Consider the following 20,747-nt stretch of genomic DNA (forward strand, 5'->3'; position numbering starts at 1 on the left):
CCTCCTTTTGTTAATATGTTGTTAGTATACACAAAAAAATATTTTTTGTAAATGCTTACAATAAAAAACATTTTTTATTTTTTATATTTGTAGTATAATTTATTTACACCCTCGTATACGCTTACACGGAGAACCATATAAATCAGCACCACATTATAGAAGGAGATCAAGTTATGGCTCATAATTACTTGGAACAATTATTGCTCCCACGAAAAAAAAATTTTAATGACACCGAAACTTTGATCGCTGATCATCTTTTAGTCTTAGGCGGAGATGTCGTCACTAAAACACTGAACAGTCTTTCTGAAGAAATTGGTGTATCAGAAGCAACTATATTTAAATTTGTTAAAAAAATTGGTTTTGAAGGGTTTCAGAATTTCAAAATTTCTGTTGCTTCAAATTTCAGAGAAACTGCGCAGCAAAAAGCGGAACTCACTACTTTTTCTGATATCACAAAAAATGATTCGGCCTGTATAATAGCCAAAAAAGTTGTCCAATCCAGTCAAGAATCATTAGACTCCATGATTCATTCCCTCAATGAGCAGGATCTACTAAGTGCCTTAGATATCCTCTATTCTTCAGAAACTGTTCATTTCTTTGGACAAGGCGCTTCTTCTATTGTAGCTTTTGACAGTTACCATAAATTTATACGTACGAATTTTCAATGTAATTATATTTTTGACTATCATATGCAACTGAGCTATTCCACTAAATTGAACAAAAAAGATTGTGTTTTTCTCTTTTCACACTCAGGACAGACACAGGAAACTATCGAAGTTGCCAAGATCCTGAAAGAAAACGGCGTAAATATCATTTCATTAACTGGAAATCCGGATTCAAAATTAGTCAAACTTTCAGATGTTTCTTTTGTTGTTTATTCTGAAGATTCGGTATTCAGATCTGAAAGTTTGACTTCTCGGATCCTCTATCTAACGCTGATCGATATTTTGTATGTAAATGTGATGTACCATGATGAGAAAGACAACAAGCAATCACTCGAAAAAATCAGAAAAGCTCTAAACGTCACCAAAACAGGAGGTTGATTTTTTGACAATCAAAGCTATTGTGTGCGATATGGATGGAACATTACTCACTTCAGATAGTCTCATCGATCCGCAGACACTCGACAAGTTAAAGGAACTACAAAAAAAAGGAATCAAGCTGATATTAGCAAGTGGCAGAAGTTATATACGTTTATTGCCTGACGCGCTTAAATTAGACATGGAGAAGCATGGTGGCATGGTCATAGATGTGAACGGCACCTCGATTTACGATGTTTCATCTAAAAAGAGGGATAGACTGGGAATGTTGAACTCTTTTCATATCAACAAGATCAATGAATTTTTTTCCTCTTTCAATGTTGAAATCCAATACAGTCAAGATGATACTATTTATACCTATTTGCCAGAAGAAATATATACACTCAAAAAAAACATTCGCGGTGAGATGAAACTTCCTGATGATTATCCCTGGATGGGTGGGATGTACGGCTGGCTGTGTGATACGAGGGATGGTTATCCTTATCAGCATATGATTCGTAGTCTACAGCATTCACCTGAATCTTGTAACAAGATTTCTATTGTACAAGATCCTCACTATATGTCGTTTGTAAAAGAAACTCTAACGAAACATGCTTTTATCGGAGACTATGAATTTGTCTTCTCAGATGAAAGGAAAATGGAAATTACAAACAAAAACATTAATAAAGGTAACGCATTAAAAGCGCTACAGGAGAAATTGAATATTCTTGATGATGAATTAATCGTATTTGGCGACAGTGAAAATGACGTTTCGATGTTCCATGGCAGAAAATATTCAATCGCTATGGCAAATGCACTGCCTCTAGCCAAGCAAAGTGCAAATTTCCATACAGAAGATCATAATCATAGTGGTGTGTATAGCATGCTTAATAAATTTGAGCAAAACGGATTGTTTTAAAAAAATTTACTGATTGATGGATTTCTATTCAGTCATTTTTATCGGGTCACAGCAAAAAAAGGATCCCTTGAGTCGATCGAACGACTTAAGGGATCCTTTTTTATTCACGCTTTATTATAAACGATCTCTTCATTGTTTGTTTTTTCTCTCGTTGAAGATTTAAGCGGGCTATATTCTCCAATAGGAAGAAGCGTTTTTCCATATACTTCGTTGAGGACTTGAGCCATAGCGGCATACATAGCAGATAGGCCACAGAATATGCCTTCATATCCGGCGATGACCAGGATCAATGCAGAACCGGTAAATTTTCCAATGGCTAACAGGAAGAAGAGGATCGTCAACGAACCAAAGACTACCTGCAGGGCTTTATTGATGCGTAGTGTGCCGACAAACATAAACATGGTGAACAGTCCCCACATGAATAGGAATGCTGCCATCGATAATGCGTTCGGTGCTTCACCTATTCCCATAAGCGGTAAAATATTCAAACCGACCAGTGACAACCAGAAGAAGCCATAGGATGTAAAGGCTGTGGTCCCAAAGGTATTGTTCTTCTTGAATTCCATTATTCCCGCGATAACTTGAGCCATTCCACCAAAGAAGATGCCCATCGCTAAAATCATCGCATCCAGACCAATGAATCCGGCATTATGAATATTCAAAAGGACTGTGGTCATCCCAAACGCTATCAGTCCGAGTGGTGCGGGGTTAGCTGTTATTTCCTTTATCGATACTATTTGTTCTTTTTCCATATAAAGCACTCCTACTGTTCTCTTTTAGCTCACAAGAAAGTATTATACAGAGCACCCAAGTCTAATGTCAATACAAATCAAGATTATTTTTGATGACAGTGATTTACTTTCTCGTAATTTAGATCAACCTGCCCCTAAATGATCACTACTGCAAAAAAGAGAATCTCTTCAATGAGAGATCCTCCTGCGTTATTAATTTTCAATTATCAGCTTTTTTCTTCCCGCTGATAGATTCCTTCTTTTCCAAAGTAGTTCTTCGTCAACTTGACGACTTCTGGACTCAATATCAAGAGACCGACCAAGTTAGGCAGTGCCATCAAGCCATTTAATGTATCAGCCAGTGCCCAGACAGCCCGGAGCCCTCCGACTGCCCCGACGACGACCAACAAAATAAAGAGTATACGGTAAAACACGATCGATTTAGGTCCAAACAGGAATTCCATACAGCGTTCACCGTAGTAGGACCAGCCGATCAGTGTCGAAAAGGCAAAGAAGATCAGACCGAATGTCACGATGTAGCCACCGAATGGTATCCCTTCATCGAAAGCAGACATGGTCAAAGCCGCGCCGTCCAGTCCAGTATCAACAGATCCGGTCATGACGATGACTAGCGCTGTGATGGTACAGATAACGAGTGTGTCCGCAAACACTTCGAACATCCCCCATAGACCTTGACGCACAGGATGATCCGTCGTCGCTGCCGCGTGTGCGATCGGCGCGCTTCCCAGTCCCGCTTCATTCGTGAAGACGCCTCTGGCCACACCGTATCTGATCGACATGGCTAACGTCGAACCGACAAATCCGCCTGTCGCCGCCGTCCCTGTGAATGCATCACTGAAAATAGTTCCTATCGCACTCGGCACAAGTTGAATATTAGCCACGATAATGATCAATCCCCCTAAGATATAGATGGCTGCCATAAACGGCACAATCACTTCCATGACTTTTCCGATTTTTTTGATCCCTCCGACAATCACCAGGGCAACTAAGACAGCCAACACTATACCCGTGATCAACGGATCTATATTAAAGGTTGCCTTTAAAGAAGCCGCCACAGAATTGGACTGCACCATGTTCCCGATTCCAAAAGTCGCCATTGCACCAAAGACCGCGAACATTATTCCCAACCATTTCATGTTGGCACCTTTTGAAAGGTAGTACATCGGACCACCGACAAACCGGCCGTCTTCCGTCTTCTCTCTGTATTCGATAGCTAGAACGACTTCCCCGTATTTCGTCGCCATCCCGAACAAGGCAGCCACCCACATCCAAAAGACAGCGCCTGGACCACCGATCGCGATAGCTGTCCCGACACCGGCAACATTTCCGGTACCGACTGTGGCTGCCAGAGCGGTCGACACAGCCTGGAAAGCAGTGACTTCTCCTTCACCCAATTGATCTTTCTTAAACATTTTAAAGAAGGTCTGCTTCATGACATAACCGAATTTCGTTACTGAAATAAACCGGGTAGCCACAGTTAAGAAAACGCCTGTCCCCAGGATCAGTATCAATAACGGCCATCCCCAGACCAAATCATTTACAAATGCATTTATCTCCATTAATCTATCCATGCTTTTCTCCTTTTAATTGAATGCTCATTATATTTTAATATTAATATACACAAATAGCCGGAGAATGTACATCATTATTTTCATTGTATCGGCTTTTACTCTAATTTCTCATTTCTGCCCCATTTATGTAAATAGATTTCTAATTAATTACAAAAGCGTAATAATAAAGTCTGATGATTTATCAAATCGAAAAGATCAAGCCGACATGCTTAAGCCTCTGTATAAAAACAAAAAAAGACAGGCGGAAAATCGCTGTCTTTTCTTTAAAAATTTGAAGAAATCAGCTGAAAAACCACTTCTTCTGTTATGTTTTGATTCAATGCCTGCTTAAATTCGTCTGATTTTACTACCTCCATCAAATTGACTAATGTATCTAGATGTTCCAGATTGTCCCTTGAGGCAAAACAAATCAATAGTTTTATAGAGATATCCTCAGAATACTGTACCTTATTCTTGAGGATCAAAATACTAAATCCAGTTTTAAATACATCTTTGTCGGAGCGCGCATGAGGAATAGCCAATCCATCTCCTATGAACATATAATAGCCATACTTTTCGAAGGATTCAGTTACCTTTTCAATATAACTCTCGGCTACGTATGAATTATCAACTAAAGGTCTGGTCGCTATAACGATGGCTTCTTTCCAGGAATCTACCGATTCCACTATTTGTATATGAGACTTAGGTACCCTTGCTTCTTTTTCGTTGTCAGCAGAAATTAAATCATCTAATATGAAACTGCCGAAATTATCTTTTAATGCCTTTACCAGTTCCTTATTATTTCCCACTTCAACATTTGAATAGATCGTATTCACCAGTTGAGATAGTTCGATTTTCTTGGTTGTTTTCATTATGCCTGCTTTTTCCAGATTTAATAAATCCTCTTCTGTAAGTATTGTATTAACTTTTATAATAGGAAGATTCGTCATAACCTCTTCAAGATCAACCGCAGTGATAATCATATCCACTAAATGCTTTTGGGGATAATCTGATAAATAATGCAATGGGATAGTATCGACAACTTTGACGTTAAACTCCCTTTCCAAACGTTGCTCCAAAAGTTTGGATACACCAATACCTTGACTGCAAACGAGTAAAATATTTTTCGGTTTCTTTTCAAGCAAAACCCCTCTATGAAGTGCTGCTGCAAAGTGAATCGTTATCAGAGAAACTTCTTCATCAATCTTTCTTTTAGTAGGAAGCAAGTCGGATTCCTTTAAAGATTTTAGTGTACACTCATATACATCAGGATACTCCGACTTCACATCATAAGAGATAGGCTGATTGGATTCTATATTATTTTTGATATTGAACAGGATCGGTTTCAGATGATTGGACAGACCTTCAAACAGTTCTTTATCCTTAGTCAAATCGACGCCGTAGTATTCACTGAAAATACGGATCAGCTTAAACACTAAACTGTCCATTTCAATCCAGTAATTATAAGAAATGTCTGTTAATTTGATATACTTGCCATTCATCACCATTTCAGCTATTTCTATTAAATCTTTTTCTTTTACCCTTACTCCATAAAATTCTTCCAATATCCCTTTCTCTGATTTCAACACTTCCAGTTCATAAGAATGAACAGGCGTATCTGATTCATAAAAAGATTTAGTCACTTCACCCTTTTTATTTCTCTGCATGACAACTATCAGGTAATTACGAATATCTTTATAGGTTTTGTCAGAAAAAACACAATTAAGTTTTTCCTGCATAGCAGACAAGAACTGATTGATTCCCTTTAAATTCAAATCTCCCATATATAGATCTAGAAGTTTGGAGAATAGAAGTTTATTATGCATCGTCTCTTTAGAAATACTATTTAATACTCTCCACTGGGCATCACGAATATCTTTTTCCTTGCCAGTCAGAATAAATCCTTCTTTATGCTTTGATTTTGACGCTAACTTTAACTGTTTTAATTCCTTTAAGAACTGATTGTAATCGTTCTTTATCGTAACTCTGCTGACCTGCAGTTCTCTGCTTAGCTGTGTTAAATTAAGCTTGCCCAAAAGTATATAAGAACACTTTAAAATCAAATACCGCTCATTCGGTTGTAAAATAAGTTCATCAATTTTCAGATTTTCTATAAACTCTTTAATTTTTTCTTTATTTGATTTATCTACCTGATCAAAGAGATTAAAGGAAGATGACAGGAGGCCGTTCTCATATAGAACATCTCCAATATTATCCATGTCATACCTTACCGTTCGTTTGCTGATATTGAATTGTTTAGACAAGGAATCAATTGTCCTGACTGGATTTTTCAGTAACTCCCTAATGATATCGATTTCTCTGAAAGTAAGCATATCTTCCTCCTTTCCCGATAGATCAATAATGCTGACTGTTATCGATCGATAAACTGGTCGCTGCAGTATCCGAGATGATTATTACGGATACTGCAGCGACATCAGTTTGTTGTTTATACTATTTTAACAGTTTTGATACAAAAATAGTACTAAACATTAAATTATCATTTTCATTAATTACTGAGATTTTCCAGGAGATATCTTTCCGCTTCTTCGTTCCATATGCCGTCGTGTTTTTCGATCAGACGGTGGATCTCCATGAACTTCGGATCGGTTTTTCCTTTTTCCTCGAAGTCTTCCAGTGCGGTCAGTTCCAGCGAAATATGCGGATAAATGGCATTCTTACCTGCACTTGAGTCTTTCATTCCCAGGATCATTTCCGGTGTCGCTTCCAGACCGCCGATATGGGTGATCATCATGGAAGGATTGATTTTACCTTCTTCAGTCAGTTTCAGAGAAACTTTCATGTCATCTGTTGAACCGCCGGACGTCCCCACGAAATGCGTTGACCCGTAATGGACATTGTACATATTGATCGGAACAGTAAAGTTCTTGTCTGTAGGTCCCGCGAAAAAGTTCAGACATCCGTCATTGCCCAGGATGCTGTCAGCTAAGACGAGCAGAGGTTCAACTGCAGCAAACACCATGACATCGTCATAGCCTTGCCCATCAGACAGTTCCATCAAATACTCTTTCTGGTTTTCTACTTCAGCGGCATTGACATAGACCAGCTCCACACCCTTTTCTTTCGCAGCACTGACCGGTACGAGTTTCTTCAAACGTTCGAGTCTCTGCTCATCCATTTCAGTGGCGACAACTTTTCTGACGCCAAGACCGCCGTTGATTGCATAATCGAGAGCGCCGATCCCCATGGGTCCGCCACATCCCAGCAGAGCGAGCTGCCCGTTTTGTTTCACACCCATCTCATGCTCATAAACATAGGGTTTGGTATGATAGTTTGCATTAAAGGCACCGATGATACAGGACATCGGTTCAGCCAGTGAGCCGTTGACGAAGTACGTGCCCTTGAACGGAAGGACCGTGCCTAAGTCGATCGCAACTTTTGGAATGATACAGTACGTAGCGTCGCCTCCGAAAAACTCATAACTGTATCCAGCCGAATAGCCGCTGTCCAGTCCCATCGCCGGTTGAAGCACGAATTTGTCTCCTTCGTTGAACTGATCTCTGATTTTTTCTCCGACTTTTTCGATATAGCCGCCAAATTCATGACCGACAATGATCGGGTGTTCCTTTAGATTCTCAGGAACACGTTTGTGATCTTCACCCAAAATCGTTGCCTTATAGGTTGATAGGCAGGCCGTATCACTGATGACTTTCACCAGCAGTTCTTCTTCTCCGATTTCAGGAAGCTCAAATTCTCTCACTCTCAGATCTTTTTTTCCGTAGAGTGCAACAGCTTTCGTCTTCATTTCATCATCCCTTCTTTAATTCTTCCAGCAAGTCCTGCAGATTGGAATCTTCTATATAATTCTCGATCGTGACGATCCTTGCGTCCGGATGCTTCATACGGGCTCTTTCAGCCAGGTTTTTGTGGACGACGATGATATCTGACTCTTCAGGGACATCCTCGATACGATAATTCTTGACGTCGATGTCATCCATATCGACCTTTTTCAGTCTTTTCTTGAAGGTCGTTGCCCCGAGCGCACTGCTTCCCAGTCCGGCATCGCAGGCGAAGGCGATTTTATTGACCGGTTGAGCTGCGACTGCAGTACCGGCACCATATAATTCTTTGCCTTCCGTCTTCATTTTTTTTGATTTTTCAACAGATGCTTCAAATTCATCGTCATCTTCAGTTTCTTTACTCTTGTCCGCTTTCAAAATGGCTGCGGTAACTAAGAATGATACGATCGTTCCGACCAATACTCCTGCAATGACTCCAATAAAGTTGCCTCTTGGTGTCAATGCGAGATAAGCAAAGATGGAACCAGGACTAGGTCCAGCGACTAAGCCTGCACCAAAGAGCTGGAATGTCATTATGCCTGACATGCCGCCGGCGATCATTCCTAGGATCGTTATCGGTTTCATCAAAACGTATGGGAAATACAATTCATGTATGCCACCGAAGAAGTGAATGATGATTGCCCCTGGGGCCGTTCTTCTGGCAACTTTCTTACCGAAAAAGGTGAAGGCCAGCAACAGACCAAGTCCAGGTCCCGGGTTAGAAGCAACCGTGAAGTAGATCGACTTTCCTACTTCCAGCGTTTCCTGCAGTCCTAAGGGATAGTAGATGCCCTGATCGATAACATTGTTTAAGAACAGCACTTTTGCCGGTTCATTTATGAGTGATAATAGCGGTAAAAAGCCGGTAGACACAAGTGCTTCGATAGCGACAGTGACAAAGTTATTGGCTACGACGATGATCGGACCAATGACGAAGAAGGAAAACATCATCAGCAGAAAGCCCAATATGCCGATAGAGAAATTATTGACGACCATTTCGAATCCGGCAGGGATTTTATCGACGATAACTTCATCTGTTTTCTTGATCAGCCAGCCGCCCAATGGACCGATGACCATCGCACCAAGGAACATAGGGATGTCGGATCCGACGATCAGTCCGATAGCACCGATCGTCCCCATGACAGCTCCACGCTGTCCTCCGACCATACGTCCGCCAGTATGCGCCAGCAGTAGTGGCAGCAAATAGGTTATCGCAGGTCCGACGATCGCTCCAAGTTCTTCATTGGGGAACCAGCCTGTCGGGATAAATAAGGCTGTCAGGATCCCCCAGGCAATAAAGGCACCGATGTTGGGGAGTACCATATTGGTCAGGAATCCACCGAATGCTTGAACTTTAGCACGGTTTGAACCTTTTGATTTTTCAGCTCCCGTGTTCATCATTTTTATCATCCTTTCACTATTTCTTTTTTATTGTTTAAGTATAAAGTCAAATCAGGGTCGTGGTGATTTTCAAGGACCCTTTTCACATTTTTACTGTCACTCTGTTCATAAAATCTGCCTGCTTCTTCCCAGCTGACTCCCCCTCGCATTTTCCTTTCAATCAATCGCGCTTTTAACAGTGTTTCATCCGTATGAATGAAGATTGAATAATCGCTGTAATCTGCCAGTTCCTGCCAAGCTGCTTCATTCAGCAGCAGCCAGTTCCCTTCTATCAGAATGATGTCTGCATCCACTTTTACTTTTGACTCACTGACATCGTGTGTATTGCGGTCATATAGTGGCCAGAGGACCGGTTCATTCTCCAGTGTCTGAAGTGCCATCTTCAGTCCATCAACGTCAAAAGTCTCCGGGCTCCCTTTGATATCATTCAAGAGTATTCTGTCGTCATCCTCAGTCATGTAATGGGATAACAGATAGTCTCTTCTATGATGAAAGCCATCGATGGAAATTGACTGAAAACTGAATGAAGAGAAATGTTCACTGTACAGTTTTTCCAGATAGAGACTCAGAGTTGTTTTCCCGGTCCCCGGAGGTGCCGCAAGAAATACGATCAGTCTTTCACCTTTTCTCCTTCGCCTCTCTGTCAGTTCATTTAATAGAGGCAAGAAAACGGAATGGATTTCCTGTTCCGTGTAATTCGCTTCTATGATGAAGCCGTTTACATTTAGCTTCATTCTTCCACCATCTCGATTACTTTTATGACCTCTTCTTCATTTTCTGCTGATTTCAGCTTGGCTTTGATTTCATCCTCTATGAGGATAGATGAGAGATCTGACAGCAATTCCAGGTGGGTCGTATTGTCTGTCGCCGCCAGTACGAAAAGAAGCTTCACTTCACGGTCTTCAGGAAACATTACCGGTTCCTTCAGTTTCATAAATGACATGCTTGTTTTGTTGACGCCTTTATCTGTCTCTGCGTGAGGCATCGCGATTTCCGGCACGATAACGATATAAGAACCATTGATGTGGACATTTTCTATCATCGCTGCAATATAATCCGAATCGATGTAAGCCTTTTCAATTAAGGGTTGAGAGGCTCGCTTGATTGATTCTTCCCAGGATGAGACTTGATCTAGAAACGTCATATTCCCTTTCAAAAATTCACTTAACATGTTTTTCACTCCTTATGTTGTGACGTTAATCTTTTCCTACACCTACTATATAAGATAAAGAGAAAGTAATAAACTTACAAATTCATTCAATTATTTGTGCAACTAATTTTAAGGCACAAAAAAAGAACTTCTTCGATAAGAAGTTCTTTCTTGTGCCTTAAATTCAGTTTATCCATTCTCTTTCTCTATTTATTTTCACCACTTAACTCAGTCTCGGTTTGACAGCATTAAATTCTCTTGCGATTCCCTCGATCGCTCGGACGGCGTTGACCATTTTTTCATCATCGATCAAGTTTACTGTATCCTTTCCCGTGTGGATAATCGTATCCAAGATTTGAAAGATATCTTTAGAGGTAAAACAACCCGTTCTGACAATGCATCAATGGAGAACTTCTTTGGTATTATGAAACAAGAAATGTATCATGGTGAACCGTCAATGAGTTACGAGGTATTGAAAAAACAAATTGAGAACTATATAGATTGGTACAATACAGTTCGAGGAAAAGAAAAATTGGCTGGCTTAAGTCCAGTTGAATACCGAACTCAAGTCAGCCAATCAGCTGCATAATATAAACTCTAACTTTTAGGTATAAGCACCAAAAAGAGGTTCTTTTTTTAAATTTCATTATTAATTAATATTTCACTAAACTGATTATATCTGTCTAACTTTCTGTCTGTTCTCTTTCATAGATACCGTCTTTACCAAAGTATTCCTTGGTCAAGCGTGATATTACTGGACTCAGCACCAGCAAGCCGATCAAGTTCGGCAATGCCATCAGGCCGTTCAGTGTATCAGCAATTGCCCAGATGACACGCAGTCCACCAACTGATCCAACCACGATCAGTGGAATGAAAATGAGTCGGTAAAGAATAATCGACTTAGGTCCGAATAAATACTCCATGCAACGTTCACCGTAGTAGGACCAGCCTAGTAGTGTCGAAAAGGCAAAGAAGACTAAACCGAATGTCACGATATATCCGCCAAATGGCATCCCTGTATCAAATGCCACCGTTGTTAAAGCGGCACCGTCAATACCGGTTTGCCATGCACCAGTCATGACAATGACTAGTGCTGTAATGGTACATATAACGAGTGTATCGATGAAGACTTCAAAAATGCCCCAAAGTCCTTGTCTGACAGGATGGTCCGTTGTTGCTGCCGCATGAGCGATAGGTGCGCTACCCAGTCCGGCTTCATTTGTAAAGACCCCTCTGGCGATACCAAAGCGGATGGTCATTGCCATTGTGGAACCGACAAAACCACCAGCGGCTGCCGTTCCGGTGAAGGCATCCCGGAATATAATTCCAAATGCCGCAGGGACAAGTTCGATATTAAGGACAATAATGATCAAGCCGCCAGTAATGTAAATAGCTGCCATTAGCGGGACCAGCACTGAGGTCACCTGCCCGATTTTCTTGATGCCGCCTAACGTGACTAAACTGACGGCAATCGCTAAGACGATGCCCGTCACTAAAGGATCGACATTAAACGTGGTCTTCAGTGAAGCCGCGACAGAATTGGACTGCACCATATTGCCTATCCCGAAGGTCGCTATCGTACCGAAAACGGCAAATAGCACACCGAGCCACTTCATGTTTGCTCCTTTATCAAGGTAGTACATCGGTCCACCTACAAAGTGACCCTTCTCAGTCTTTTCTCTGTATTCGATAGACAAGACAACCTCGCCGAATTTCGTCGCCATTCCAAATAAGGCAGCGAGCCACATCCAGAAAATCGCGCCTGGTCCACCTATCGCTATAGCCGTACCGACGCCGGCAATATTGCCTGTACCGACAGCGGCTGCCAGAGCGGTAGACACCGCTTGAAAGGCCGTGACTTCTCCTTCACCCACTTGTTCTTTGGCAAACATTTTGAAAAGTGTCTGCTTCATAGCATAACCGAATTTCGTAAAGGGTATAAAACCCGTCCGTATCGTTAAGTAAATATCTGCCCCTAAAAGCAGAACCAGGAGCGGCCAACCCCATACAAACTCATTGATCGTCTTGTTAATTTCCGTAAACCTGTCCATATTTTTTCCTTAACCCATCTCTCATTTTTTTCTAACAATACTATACCCTTTTTATTGTTATAATTACAAATGTTTTTTATGACTTTCATGCTCATTTTCAGGTCGAAAATTCAATGTAAGGGTTTTTCATTTCTGTTTTCGACCTTTAAATTCAACGAATGTGAACTTTAGAAAGATTTTTTTTCATCTCTAATTATTTGACGGAAATACGCGCCGCTTTTTCCGGGTCGATATGATGAATGCGGCTCCTGTGGTCGACCTCTATCGTAAAATGAGACTTCACTTTCTCCAGTCGCCAGCGCTCTCTTCGTTTGTTATATCCGTAATATACGTTGTACCTACGGCTCTAAAAGATCATATTAATTCAATAAACGCATCTCGGCGAACAAAAAAGGACCCCTTAATAAAAGGTCCTCATTTCTTTGTATTCGCTGTTCAATCAAAAACCGACCGAACTTTCATGGTGCTTCTTATGTCTGTAAAACTCTTATTCCAGAATTTTTTTGACAACACCCAATCTATACTGGATCAACTTTTGACTTATTTGGCTGCCATCCCGCCGTCAATTCGGTACTGACTTCCGGATATGAATTCGCTGTCATCCGAAGCGAGGAATAGCACTAACTTAGCAATTTCAATTGATTCTCCATAACGACCGATCGGAATTTGTTCAGTTATTGATTTCTTGGCCTCTTCAGCCTTGCCGGGGTTCAGTCCTTCTTCAATGGAACGCATCATTCTGGTATTCACTGGAGATGGATGCACAGAATTGACCCTGACGTTGGAACTTGCAGCTTCCAAGGCCGCATTCTTAGTCAATCCTACAACTCCGTGTTTGGAAGCAACATAAGGTGTGATGCCGCCCCAGCCTATCAATCCAGCCACAGAGGACGTGTTAATGACACTGCCTGATTTCTGTTCCATCATGACCGGAAGAACATGTTTCAAACCTAAAAATACACCGCGAAGGTTCACGGCAATTACCTTATCGAAATTTTCCAGGGTTGTATCTACCAGGGGTGTGAAATCTCCTTCGATGCCTGCATTGTTAAAGAAGACATCGATTTTCCCCCAGCTATCGACAGCTTTTTTCACGTAGTTTTTAGTGTCCTCTTCTTTTGAAACATCGGCTTTGATCGTCAGCAATTCTCCGTATTGTTTCAGTTTCCCTTCTGCTTCTGATAGTGCGTCATCGAACAAGTCTACAATCAGAACTTTCGCACCTTCATTTAGGAACAACTTGGCTGTCACCATCCCAATTCCGCCTGCTCCACCAGTGATTATCGCAACTTTTCCATCTAATTTACCCACTTATATCCATCCTTTCAATTTTTTTAGAAAGCATTTATAAAATATGAAAACGCTCTCTTATGCAACTAGAATAACATTTAACCTTAATATTTCAAGATATTAGCTTCACGTCTGATCTCCTTCTTGTCATCTACAAAAAAAGTCCGATAAATGAGCCCAGGAGATACTGGCTAGTTTATCGGAACTATCAAACTATTCATTGGATTATAACTCTGTTATTGTCTCTTCTTCAGTTCGTGATGGTTTCGATGCATTACTCCAGGTATTTGCTTGGCCGAGCATGTCATTTACATCACTTTACTGACACCTTCTTTGCATTCACCCCACGATCAACGACCGATCGTCTTTTGTTAATACGGTTGCTGTACTATCAAGTTTGAAATAGGCATCCACGAGAGTTTTCAGTTCTTCAGCCGCTTTATTTGCCCGTTCGGCTTGTTCAGCGTTGACTGACTCCATCACCAATACTGCATGCTCGGTTTCCTCCTGCAGCATGGTCCGCTTTGCTTCCCGCCAGTTCAGGCAACGGCAAACTGCCCCTTCATCATCATAATAAATGATCTCACCGGGCAATGCAGGTGAATCACTGTCCGCTCCCAATGGAAAGAAGGGTTCCCCACCTCCAGCTTTGCCCAAACGCAGATCGCCCGCAATCACATCCGTATCTTCCCCACCACAAGGTACGGCATACTTCAAAGAAACACTGTTATAGATATCGACCAAGGGATTGATGGGAGAAAAATTCCGGTCCTGACTCACTCGTTTCAACAATGCTTCTATTGAGGAACGTGCTCCTTTTTTGGTTTTGAACTGTTGGAAAGCAGTCCGCCATTCAGCAACAACTGGATTCTGACTGAAGACTTCTTCTGTCAGGAATGTCTCTGCATCTTGTTTTCCTTTTTCCAGCAACTCGACAAAATAGTTCCTGTCCGACTCATCCACATGGTTATCCATCCCCTTGATGATCAGGACATTCACCTGGGCCTCGGGGAACAGCTCCCAAAATTCTTTCTCGACAACAAATTTCTTCATAAAAATCATCCTCCACTCTCTTTTTGCCAATTACTTGGTCATGATCGATTCGGTCTGTTTGTCATCTTCTCTAAAGATAGAGTGCGCACTGCGTAGACGATTAAACGCTGTGCCATCTTTGGGCGATACGCTCTTCAGTAATCTCGTTTCTTTCCTTTTTTCACAGTGTTCCATTCCGACTCAATATTTTTTTTTACTTTTTTCAATAGCACGGAAAGCTTCCTCGCTTCCTCCTGTGTCAAACCATCCAGAGCCACTTCATTGGAAAGGGTATTCTCCCGGCGGATGTATTCTGCAGCCTCAGCACCTTTTCCTGTAGCAAACAGTCTCTTGATTTTCTTGTTTTCAGTATCTTCTCGCTTTTCAATGAATCCCTGCTTTTCCAACTTATTGATTGCCCGTGATGCAGTCGTTCGATCCACTTTTATCATATCAGCCAGTCGATCAGGTATGATCCCCGGATTTTCATCTATCCGGACCACGTACAGATATTGTCCCCTCGTAAGGTCTAGATCCTTGAACTCGATATTGGCGATTGAATCAAGCGATCGGGCTATCACACCAATATCTCTTAGAATGTCTACCATGATTCACCTCTTCGTTGTAAGTAACTACCGAACTGCTACTGTGTCTTGGTCATAATGATCTTTTGCGTATAAACAGGTTACACCTTTATTGTTGTAATTGCAACAATAAAGGTGTGGGACTTTTCCTTAAGGATAACAACCCGCTAAAGTTAGATTTCAAGGTCTGATCTTAGCGGGTTATCGTCCTATTTAAAAATTCAAACTCAGTTTTAATTTTTAAAGGATGCGCAATCACTCTATGTAGTATAGAATTTTGCCCATCTTTTGGTGATATAGAAAAAAAGCCAATAAATCAGCGTAAAGGTCACTGGCTGATTTATCGGACTTTTCATTATCTTTTTCGGATTATAATTCCACTGCTGTTTCTTCTTTAATTCGTAAAGGTTTCAAAGCGTTACTCCAGGCATTGACTTGATCCAGCATATCGTTTGTATTGACTAAATGCAGTTCCGCCGGTTTAAACGTCGTAAAGTTTTCAAAATCAGTAAACAATGACATGGTCGGATGAACACGGACGTCTGCAATTTTCAATTCGGCAAACACCCCGCGAAGATGTTCAGCCGCGCGTGCCCCACCGGTAGAGCCATAACTCACTATGCCAGCTGCTTTGTCGTGCCATGCGTCTCTCAGGTGATCGATCGCATTCTTCAAAACACCTGTATAACTGTGGTTGTATTCCTGAACAATAAAGACAAAGCCATCTAAGCTGTCGATTTTAGCGTTCCAGGCAGCTATTCCTGGCTCCGTGCCATCTGTGGTTCCCAAAAACGGTAACTGATACTCCAGGATATCCACGATCTCGTAATTTGCATCGCCGCGTTCGTCTGCGACTCCCTTGACCCATTCGCCTACTTGCGGACTGACGCGTCCGTCTCTTGTGCTTCCTAAAATTATACCTATATTCATTTTGTTAGTCATCATTAAAATCTCCTTTTCTCAATTCTCTCTCCGTGTGCTTTTGAACTTTAGTCATCAAGGTGTACAGTGTTTTTTGTTCAGATATGGTCAAACAGTCTTCTATGAGCGAGGTCTGAAACGCCAACTGATGTTCAAACACTTCATCCAATTTCGCTTCACCCTTTTCAGTCAGACTGATCCATTTCGTTTTCCATTCGATTGTACGTTTGATATGGCCCTCGCGTTCAAGCCTGCTCAACATCCGAGAAATGCCACCAGCCGAAACAGTGATTTTATCAGCTAATTCACTTTGCGAAAGGGGCTGGTACGTGCCTATCTGATTGAGCACATCAAATTGAGCAACGGTTATATCGTACTGCTTCAAGAAATCATTAGACAGCAAGGCACTCTGATGCGTGAACCGTGTGATACGAACCCATATCAGCGATGCTAATGTATTCTTTTTCAACGGTATCATTCCTCTCTACGTTATCACTTTACATGTTAACTGATAATAATGCAAGCTTATATTACTTTATTCCCGGTTTTCCCTCTTTTATTAATTAATTCAAACTAGAGGGGAACCTCTAGTTTGAACTTTTTCACCATTTCTTCGATCACTCGAACTGCTTTGATAACTTTTTCGTGATCGATCAGCTCGATGGTATCTTTTTCGGTGTGAATAACTGTATCCAGTATGTCAAAGATCCCTTCTGAGGTAAAAGCAACGGTCGGTATGTGCTTCATGACAAATAGCGTGTGATCGCCCTGGACCCAGGGATCTATGAATACCATCCCTGTTGAATCAAGTATGATCTGGTTCAACAGGTCTTCCGTCTTGCTATCACATTCCGTTGAAAAGACAGCCGTAGGACCCTTTTTCAGGCCGACGCCATCGCAATTGATGGCTAACAAGATATTCTCAGGTTTTTGAAGGTAGGTCTCCATGTATGCTAACTGTCCCGGGATTGAATAATAGTCTTCCCCGTTCAGCAATAACAGTTCCAGACAAAAATCCATGTCCTCCGATTTGATCAACTGACTCAACAACAACAGGATGGCGATGCCGGTGGCGTTATCCAAAGCTCCCGGCGTCCCTGATTTCGTATCCAGATGAGCTGTGATGACGAGTTTCCGGCTCTTTTCCGGGTTCAGCCGGGCGATCACGTTAGCCCCATGAGAGTCTTCTCTCGCTGCGTCGATCACCAGCTTTAGTTCCCCGTTATTTTCAAGCAATACCTCGCCTTCATCCATACTCACATACACACTGGGGATGGCGAAGTCCCCGTCCTCGAAAATGGATTCATCCTTCTCAACGACAGTGACGATGGCTGCCGGATTTTTTTCTTCCAGTAATCGAACGATTTCCTGATGCCTTTCGGGATTGTAAAAAGGGAAACTTTTTGGCATGATCTGTTCTGCTGTCAACTCGCCGTGTAAAACCGCGATCTTGTCTGTTAAATGGCTCCTTTTCAATTCAGCCACCGTTTCGATTTTTACATAGTCACCGGTGACGTCACAGCCCGTCGTATAATAAGAGGGCTTCACTGGAATAGTTTCACCTTGAAAAGTCAACTCGGCATCTGCCCTTTTGAAATCGAGGCAGGAAAATCGCTGCAATTCTACTTCGAAACCTTGATTCTTGAAATAATTTTCTGCATACGCTTCGACTTTTTTGTTGTTTTCTGAACCTGTTAACCGTTCACCGATCTCTACACTGATATAATTTAAGATCTCATCCAGTTTCATGAAAAGCTTGTCGTTGTGCATGGAACTTCCTCCTTATTAAAGTAACAGTTGATGTTCAATTCGCTTGAAGCTCTTTTTCGTATGTAGTCCTTCATTATATCATCTTATCGACTTTTACATGAAGAAACACTTTTGTTGTCTCACAGTTTTCAACTGATTATCGTTATATGGAAAAACACGGCATCTTGTTCGGCGAGTGATTCATAGCGAATAAATAAAATGCCGATTCCTCTTAAAGAGAAATCGGCATTTTGTTTATTTACTATCTATTGAGGGTACCTCTTTTGGCGGCTGGCAAACGTCACATTTACGTTGTTTCTTATCTTTAAACTTTGTAAATGTTTTTTCGAAGGTATTTCCACATGCACATTCAAATAATAATCTCTGAGAAAAACCGTGGTATTCTGTCGATAACAACTTGCTTTCCGAGTTGCTCTCAACATATTCTTTTATTTTGCCGATAGTCCATCGTTTATTCATTTTCTAAGACCTCCATATTTTGTCGATAGGCGGAGGCTTTTGGGCATCCGTTCTAGGTGAAAAACGCAGTAATTCTAACCTTCTGATTATAACATGAGCTGGCACACCATTAAACAGATGATTTGAATATCGTTCTCTGCGTTTACCTATACGTCATACGCATGTCACTTTGTTCTTAAAAAGCATATGGACGTATGCTTTTACGTCCATATATGACTACCCACATACATCGGGTTCCATACACTCTCATCGTTCTTTCTCTCTTTCTAAATTGCTATGGAATCGTAACTTAGATAACACTTGAACAGTTACTTAGCTTGAGCAACTGTTATTTTCAGTGCATATCACCTCTCTATGAATCAACTAAAGTTGAATAGACTATGTTGAATCGAGAGGTTTTTCTTTGCCTGATCATCTCTCAAAGAGTTATAATTAGGCTGAAATAACTCCTGTAAATCCTCTACCATCGATCTTTCCATTTCCTGCTGTGATTGTCTCCGATTTTTGTCGTACCTTTAAAAGGAGTTGGCTGACATGAAAAAGTTTCTGAAAGGTTTTGCGGTGCTGATTGGCTTACTGCTAATCGTTGCTGCTGGTTTTTTCATCTATGCAACACGTGGTCTTGATAGAGATATCCCATTGGAAGGTAGAAGTGCTGCTGAGCTGGAAGACGGTCGTTACCAAGGTGAGTATGAGGGAGGTAGATGGTCCAACAAAGTGGAAGTGGTTGTTGAGAACGGAGAAATTACAGATATCATTATCATCGACGATATGTTATTTACAACGGCTGACTTCAGTCAGGGAATCATTGAAAATGTTCTCGAAGATCAGCAAACGGATACGGATGTGGTCACCGGTTCGACGGTCACCTCCAGTGCTTATCTAAAAGCCATTGAAAATGCCCTGGATCCCTAAAAGGAGGAAACAAGATGAAGACTTTGATAGCCTATGCGAGCAAACATGGCTGTACTGAAAAATGTGCGAAATTGCTGGAAGAACACCTGGACGGAGAAACCGAGAGAGTCAACTTGAAAGAGCAGACTGAAGTTGATTTTTCAAAATACGATAAAGTTGTGCTTGGCAGTCCAGTATATGTCGGGAAGATATTGAAAGAAGTGGATACATTCGCAAAAACAAATATAAATGAACTGGAACAGAAAACAATCGGCCTATTTATTTGTGGCATGCAGGAAGAACATACACTGAGAAACGAACTGGAAGTCAATTACCCGCCAGAATTACAGGAAAAAGCGATAGTAAGAGAGTGTTTTGGTGGAGCCTTTGACTTCAGTGATATGAATTTTGCGGAAAAAATGATTACAAAAAAAGTGGCGAAAATCGACAAGGATGTCTCTGCTATTCGAGAAGATGTCATCCAAAGTTTTGCCGAGACACTAAATCAGCAGCACTGAGAAAAGTTTTTGGTGTACAGTTCCATGTCAAAAAAGCACTTCAAACATACAAATACCCCATGACTTCGACTATGAAATCATGGGGTACAACTGTCGGTATAGTTAAACGTTATATCGTTCATTCCAGTTCTTGGGAAAGGTAAGCTTGTTTACATACATATACCGGATCAGCTGGCCGTGATGCTGGATTTCGTGCTCCAGAAGTGTAAAAAGATAGTCGACCTTGTGTGTCATTCAAATCTGTAGAATCAATTCGGGCTTTGGAACTGCTTTTGAGGCTGTCCATTACACTTGCATGAAAAGGTGAATCGTTAAGTGAACATGAAAAACCGAACTCATATTTCACTGAATAATCTTATTATATAGAAAACCAAACCAGCAATTCATCTAGCTATTAAGGCTATGACCAAACTAGTATTTCTGGATGATACTCACAATGTCATCGCCGTATTTTTCTACCTTAGCTTTACCGAATCCATCTACTGACTGTAGTTCTTCTTTACTCTTTGGCATCTCATCGATCAAAGCTGTTAACTGCTTATTGCTGAAGATATAATACGCTTTGATTTCTTCTTCTCGGCTTTTATTCAAACGGAATGCCTTCAATTGGTTGAACAGCTCTGTTTTTTTCTCTGGCGAT

The 20,747-nt window shown here is 41.2% G+C and carries 21 protein-coding genes and 1 pseudogene; 5 read left to right on the forward strand and 17 right to left on the reverse strand.

Features of this window, described 5'->3' with window-relative positions; genetic code table 11:
- Nucleotides 1–173 precede the first annotated feature (173 nt).
- Both R6U02_RS05295 and R6U02_RS05300 read left to right on the forward strand, forming a co-directional pair.
- Complete coding sequence (locus tag R6U02_RS05295) at nt 174–1,043, forward strand: MurR/RpiR family transcriptional regulator (protein ID WP_410262594.1); 870 nt, start codon at nt 174–176, stop codon at nt 1,041–1,043.
- A gap of 4 nt (nt 1,044–1,047) precedes the next feature.
- Nucleotides 1,048–1,938 (forward strand): Cof-type HAD-IIB family hydrolase, encoded by an 891-nt coding sequence (locus tag R6U02_RS05300; RefSeq protein ID WP_410262595.1) that lies wholly within the window; start codon nt 1,048–1,050, stop codon nt 1,936–1,938.
- A gap of 104 nt (nt 1,939–2,042) precedes the next feature.
- Here the strand turns inward: R6U02_RS05300 and R6U02_RS05305 are convergent, their stop codons facing one another.
- The 8 genes from R6U02_RS05305 to R6U02_RS05340 all read right to left on the reverse strand — a co-directional run bounded on the left by R6U02_RS05305 (nt 2,043) and on the right by R6U02_RS05340 (nt 10,940).
- Nucleotides 2,043–2,690: an acetate uptake transporter gene (locus R6U02_RS05305; protein ID WP_410262596.1), complete on the reverse strand. Its 648-nt coding sequence runs from the start codon at nt 2,688–2,690 to the stop codon at nt 2,043–2,045.
- A 206-nt stretch (nt 2,691–2,896) separates the two neighbouring features.
- Nucleotides 2,897–4,261, reverse strand: coding sequence for an alanine/glycine:cation symporter family protein (locus R6U02_RS05310; protein WP_410262597.1), 1,365 nt, complete (start codon nt 4,259–4,261; stop codon nt 2,897–2,899).
- A gap of 263 nt (nt 4,262–4,524) precedes the next feature.
- Nucleotides 4,525–6,573, reverse strand: a complete 2,049-nt coding sequence (locus tag R6U02_RS05315) for a BglG family transcription antiterminator (RefSeq protein ID WP_410262598.1) — start codon at nt 6,571–6,573, stop codon at nt 4,525–4,527.
- 173 nt (nt 6,574–6,746) lie between these two features.
- A complete protein-coding gene (locus R6U02_RS05320) occupies nt 6,747–8,003 on the reverse strand; it encodes a zinc-binding dehydrogenase (RefSeq protein ID WP_410262599.1) in 1,257 nt (418 codons plus the stop codon).
- Between the two features lie 4 nt (nt 8,004–8,007).
- The gene (locus R6U02_RS05325; RefSeq protein WP_410262613.1) at nt 8,008–9,435 is read right to left on the reverse strand and encodes a PTS mannitol transporter subunit IICB; all 1,428 of its coding nucleotides are present in this window, start codon (nt 9,433–9,435) and stop codon (nt 8,008–8,010) included.
- 8 nt (nt 9,436–9,443) lie between these two features.
- Nucleotides 9,444–10,172: a nucleoside/nucleotide kinase family protein gene (locus R6U02_RS05330; protein WP_410262600.1), complete on the reverse strand. Its 729-nt coding sequence runs from the start codon at nt 10,170–10,172 to the stop codon at nt 9,444–9,446.
- On the reverse strand, nt 10,169–10,609 hold the full coding sequence (locus R6U02_RS05335) for a PTS sugar transporter subunit IIA (RefSeq protein ID WP_410262601.1): 441 nt from the start codon (nt 10,607–10,609) through the stop codon (nt 10,169–10,171). Before R6U02_RS05335 ends, R6U02_RS05330 begins: the two co-directional genes overlap by 4 nt.
- A gap of 202 nt (nt 10,610–10,811) precedes the next feature.
- Nucleotides 10,812–10,940, reverse strand: a complete 129-nt coding sequence (locus R6U02_RS05340; protein ID WP_410262602.1) for a hypothetical protein — start codon at nt 10,938–10,940, stop codon at nt 10,812–10,814.
- Nucleotides 10,941–10,979: 39 nt separating this feature from the next.
- Here R6U02_RS05340 and R6U02_RS05345 point away from each other — a divergent pair.
- A pseudogene (locus tag R6U02_RS05345) lies at nt 10,980–11,177 on the forward strand (IS3 family transposase); the annotation flags it as partial.
- A gap of 94 nt (nt 11,178–11,271) precedes the next feature.
- Here R6U02_RS05345 and R6U02_RS05350 read toward each other — a convergent pair.
- The 8 genes from R6U02_RS05350 to R6U02_RS05385 all read right to left on the reverse strand — a co-directional run bounded on the left by R6U02_RS05350 (nt 11,272) and on the right by R6U02_RS05385 (nt 18,695).
- Nucleotides 11,272–12,639, reverse strand: a complete 1,368-nt coding sequence (locus R6U02_RS05350; protein WP_410262603.1) for an alanine/glycine:cation symporter family protein — start codon at nt 12,637–12,639, stop codon at nt 11,272–11,274.
- Between the two features lie 540 nt (nt 12,640–13,179).
- Nucleotides 13,180–13,950 carry an SDR family NAD(P)-dependent oxidoreductase gene (locus tag R6U02_RS05355; RefSeq protein WP_410262604.1) on the reverse strand — a complete coding sequence of 257 codons (771 nt, stop codon included), beginning with the start codon at nt 13,948–13,950 and terminating at the stop codon, nt 13,180–13,182.
- Between the two features lie 318 nt (nt 13,951–14,268).
- On the reverse strand, nt 14,269–14,982 hold the full coding sequence (locus R6U02_RS05360) for a B3/4 domain-containing protein (RefSeq protein ID WP_410262605.1): 714 nt from the start codon (nt 14,980–14,982) through the stop codon (nt 14,269–14,271).
- Nucleotides 14,983–15,116: 134 nt separating this feature from the next.
- Nucleotides 15,117–15,569 (reverse strand): MarR family winged helix-turn-helix transcriptional regulator, encoded by a 453-nt coding sequence (locus R6U02_RS05365; RefSeq protein ID WP_410262606.1) that lies wholly within the window; start codon nt 15,567–15,569, stop codon nt 15,117–15,119.
- A gap of 345 nt (nt 15,570–15,914) precedes the next feature.
- Nucleotides 15,915–16,475, reverse strand: coding sequence for an NADPH-dependent FMN reductase (locus R6U02_RS05370; protein WP_410262614.1), 561 nt, complete (start codon nt 16,473–16,475; stop codon nt 15,915–15,917).
- 4 nt (nt 16,476–16,479) lie between these two features.
- Nucleotides 16,480–16,935: a MarR family winged helix-turn-helix transcriptional regulator gene (locus tag R6U02_RS05375; RefSeq protein WP_410262607.1), complete on the reverse strand. Its 456-nt coding sequence runs from the start codon at nt 16,933–16,935 to the stop codon at nt 16,480–16,482.
- Between the two features lie 104 nt (nt 16,936–17,039).
- Nucleotides 17,040–18,236, reverse strand: a complete 1,197-nt coding sequence (locus R6U02_RS05380; protein ID WP_410262608.1) for a M28 family peptidase — start codon at nt 18,234–18,236, stop codon at nt 17,040–17,042.
- A gap of 234 nt (nt 18,237–18,470) precedes the next feature.
- Nucleotides 18,471–18,695 (reverse strand): hypothetical protein, encoded by a 225-nt coding sequence (locus R6U02_RS05385; RefSeq protein ID WP_410262609.1) that lies wholly within the window; start codon nt 18,693–18,695, stop codon nt 18,471–18,473.
- Between the two features lie 534 nt (nt 18,696–19,229).
- Here R6U02_RS05385 and R6U02_RS05390 point away from each other — a divergent pair.
- Both R6U02_RS05390 and R6U02_RS05395 read left to right on the forward strand, forming a co-directional pair.
- Nucleotides 19,230–19,610, forward strand: a complete 381-nt coding sequence (locus R6U02_RS05390) for an FMN-binding protein (RefSeq protein WP_410262610.1) — start codon at nt 19,230–19,232, stop codon at nt 19,608–19,610.
- A gap of 14 nt (nt 19,611–19,624) precedes the next feature.
- Nucleotides 19,625–20,107, forward strand: coding sequence for a flavodoxin domain-containing protein (locus R6U02_RS05395; protein WP_410262611.1), 483 nt, complete (start codon nt 19,625–19,627; stop codon nt 20,105–20,107).
- 411 nt (nt 20,108–20,518) lie between these two features.
- Here R6U02_RS05395 and R6U02_RS05400 read toward each other — a convergent pair.
- Nucleotides 20,519–20,747 (reverse strand): HRDC domain-containing protein (locus tag R6U02_RS05400; protein ID WP_410262612.1); only part of this gene is annotated, 229 nt, incomplete at its 5' end.

Origin of the sequence: Alkalibacterium sp., assembly GCF_046484155.1 — a bacterium.
GTDB lineage: Bacteria > Bacillota > Bacilli > Lactobacillales > Carnobacteriaceae_A > Alkalibacterium.

Bases quoted from the DNA above. Each gene is read 5' to 3' on its own strand.
- R6U02_RS05325 (WP_410262613.1), bottom strand. From the start codon at position 9,435: ATGAACACGGGAGCTGAAAAATCAAAAGGTTCAAACCGTGCTAAAGTT.
- R6U02_RS05370 (WP_410262614.1), bottom strand. From the start codon at position 16,475: ATGAATATAGGTATAATTTTAGGAAGCACAAGAGACGGACGCGTCAGT.
- R6U02_RS05315 (WP_410262598.1), bottom strand. From the start codon at position 6,573: ATGCTTACTTTCAGAGAAATCGATATCATTAGGGAGTTACTGAAAAAT.
- R6U02_RS05305 (WP_410262596.1), bottom strand. From the start codon at position 2,690: ATGGAAAAAGAACAAATAGTATCGATAAAGGAAATAACAGCTAACCCC.
- R6U02_RS05350 (WP_410262603.1), bottom strand. From the start codon at position 12,639: ATGGACAGGTTTACGGAAATTAACAAGACGATCAATGAGTTTGTATGG.
- R6U02_RS05395 (WP_410262611.1), top strand. From the start codon at position 19,625: ATGAAGACTTTGATAGCCTATGCGAGCAAACATGGCTGTACTGAAAAA.
- R6U02_RS05360 (WP_410262605.1), bottom strand. From the start codon at position 14,982: ATGAAGAAATTTGTTGTCGAGAAAGAATTTTGGGAGCTGTTCCCCGAG.
- R6U02_RS05295 (WP_410262594.1), top strand. From the start codon at position 174: ATGGCTCATAATTACTTGGAACAATTATTGCTCCCACGAAAAAAAAAT.
- R6U02_RS05385 (WP_410262609.1), bottom strand. From the start codon at position 18,695: ATGAATAAACGATGGACTATCGGCAAAATAAAAGAATATGTTGAGAGC.
- R6U02_RS05310 (WP_410262597.1), bottom strand. From the start codon at position 4,261: ATGGATAGATTAATGGAGATAAATGCATTTGTAAATGATTTGGTCTGG.
- R6U02_RS05335 (WP_410262601.1), bottom strand. From the start codon at position 10,609: ATGTTAAGTGAATTTTTGAAAGGGAATATGACGTTTCTAGATCAAGTC.
- R6U02_RS05390 (WP_410262610.1), top strand. From the start codon at position 19,230: ATGAAAAAGTTTCTGAAAGGTTTTGCGGTGCTGATTGGCTTACTGCTA.
- R6U02_RS05380 (WP_410262608.1), bottom strand. From the start codon at position 18,236: ATGCACAACGACAAGCTTTTCATGAAACTGGATGAGATCTTAAATTAT.
- R6U02_RS05365 (WP_410262606.1), bottom strand. From the start codon at position 15,569: ATGGTAGACATTCTAAGAGATATTGGTGTGATAGCCCGATCGCTTGAT.
- R6U02_RS05320 (WP_410262599.1), bottom strand. From the start codon at position 8,003: ATGAAGACGAAAGCTGTTGCACTCTACGGAAAAAAAGATCTGAGAGTG.
- R6U02_RS05330 (WP_410262600.1), bottom strand. From the start codon at position 10,172: ATGAAGCTAAATGTAAACGGCTTCATCATAGAAGCGAATTACACGGAA.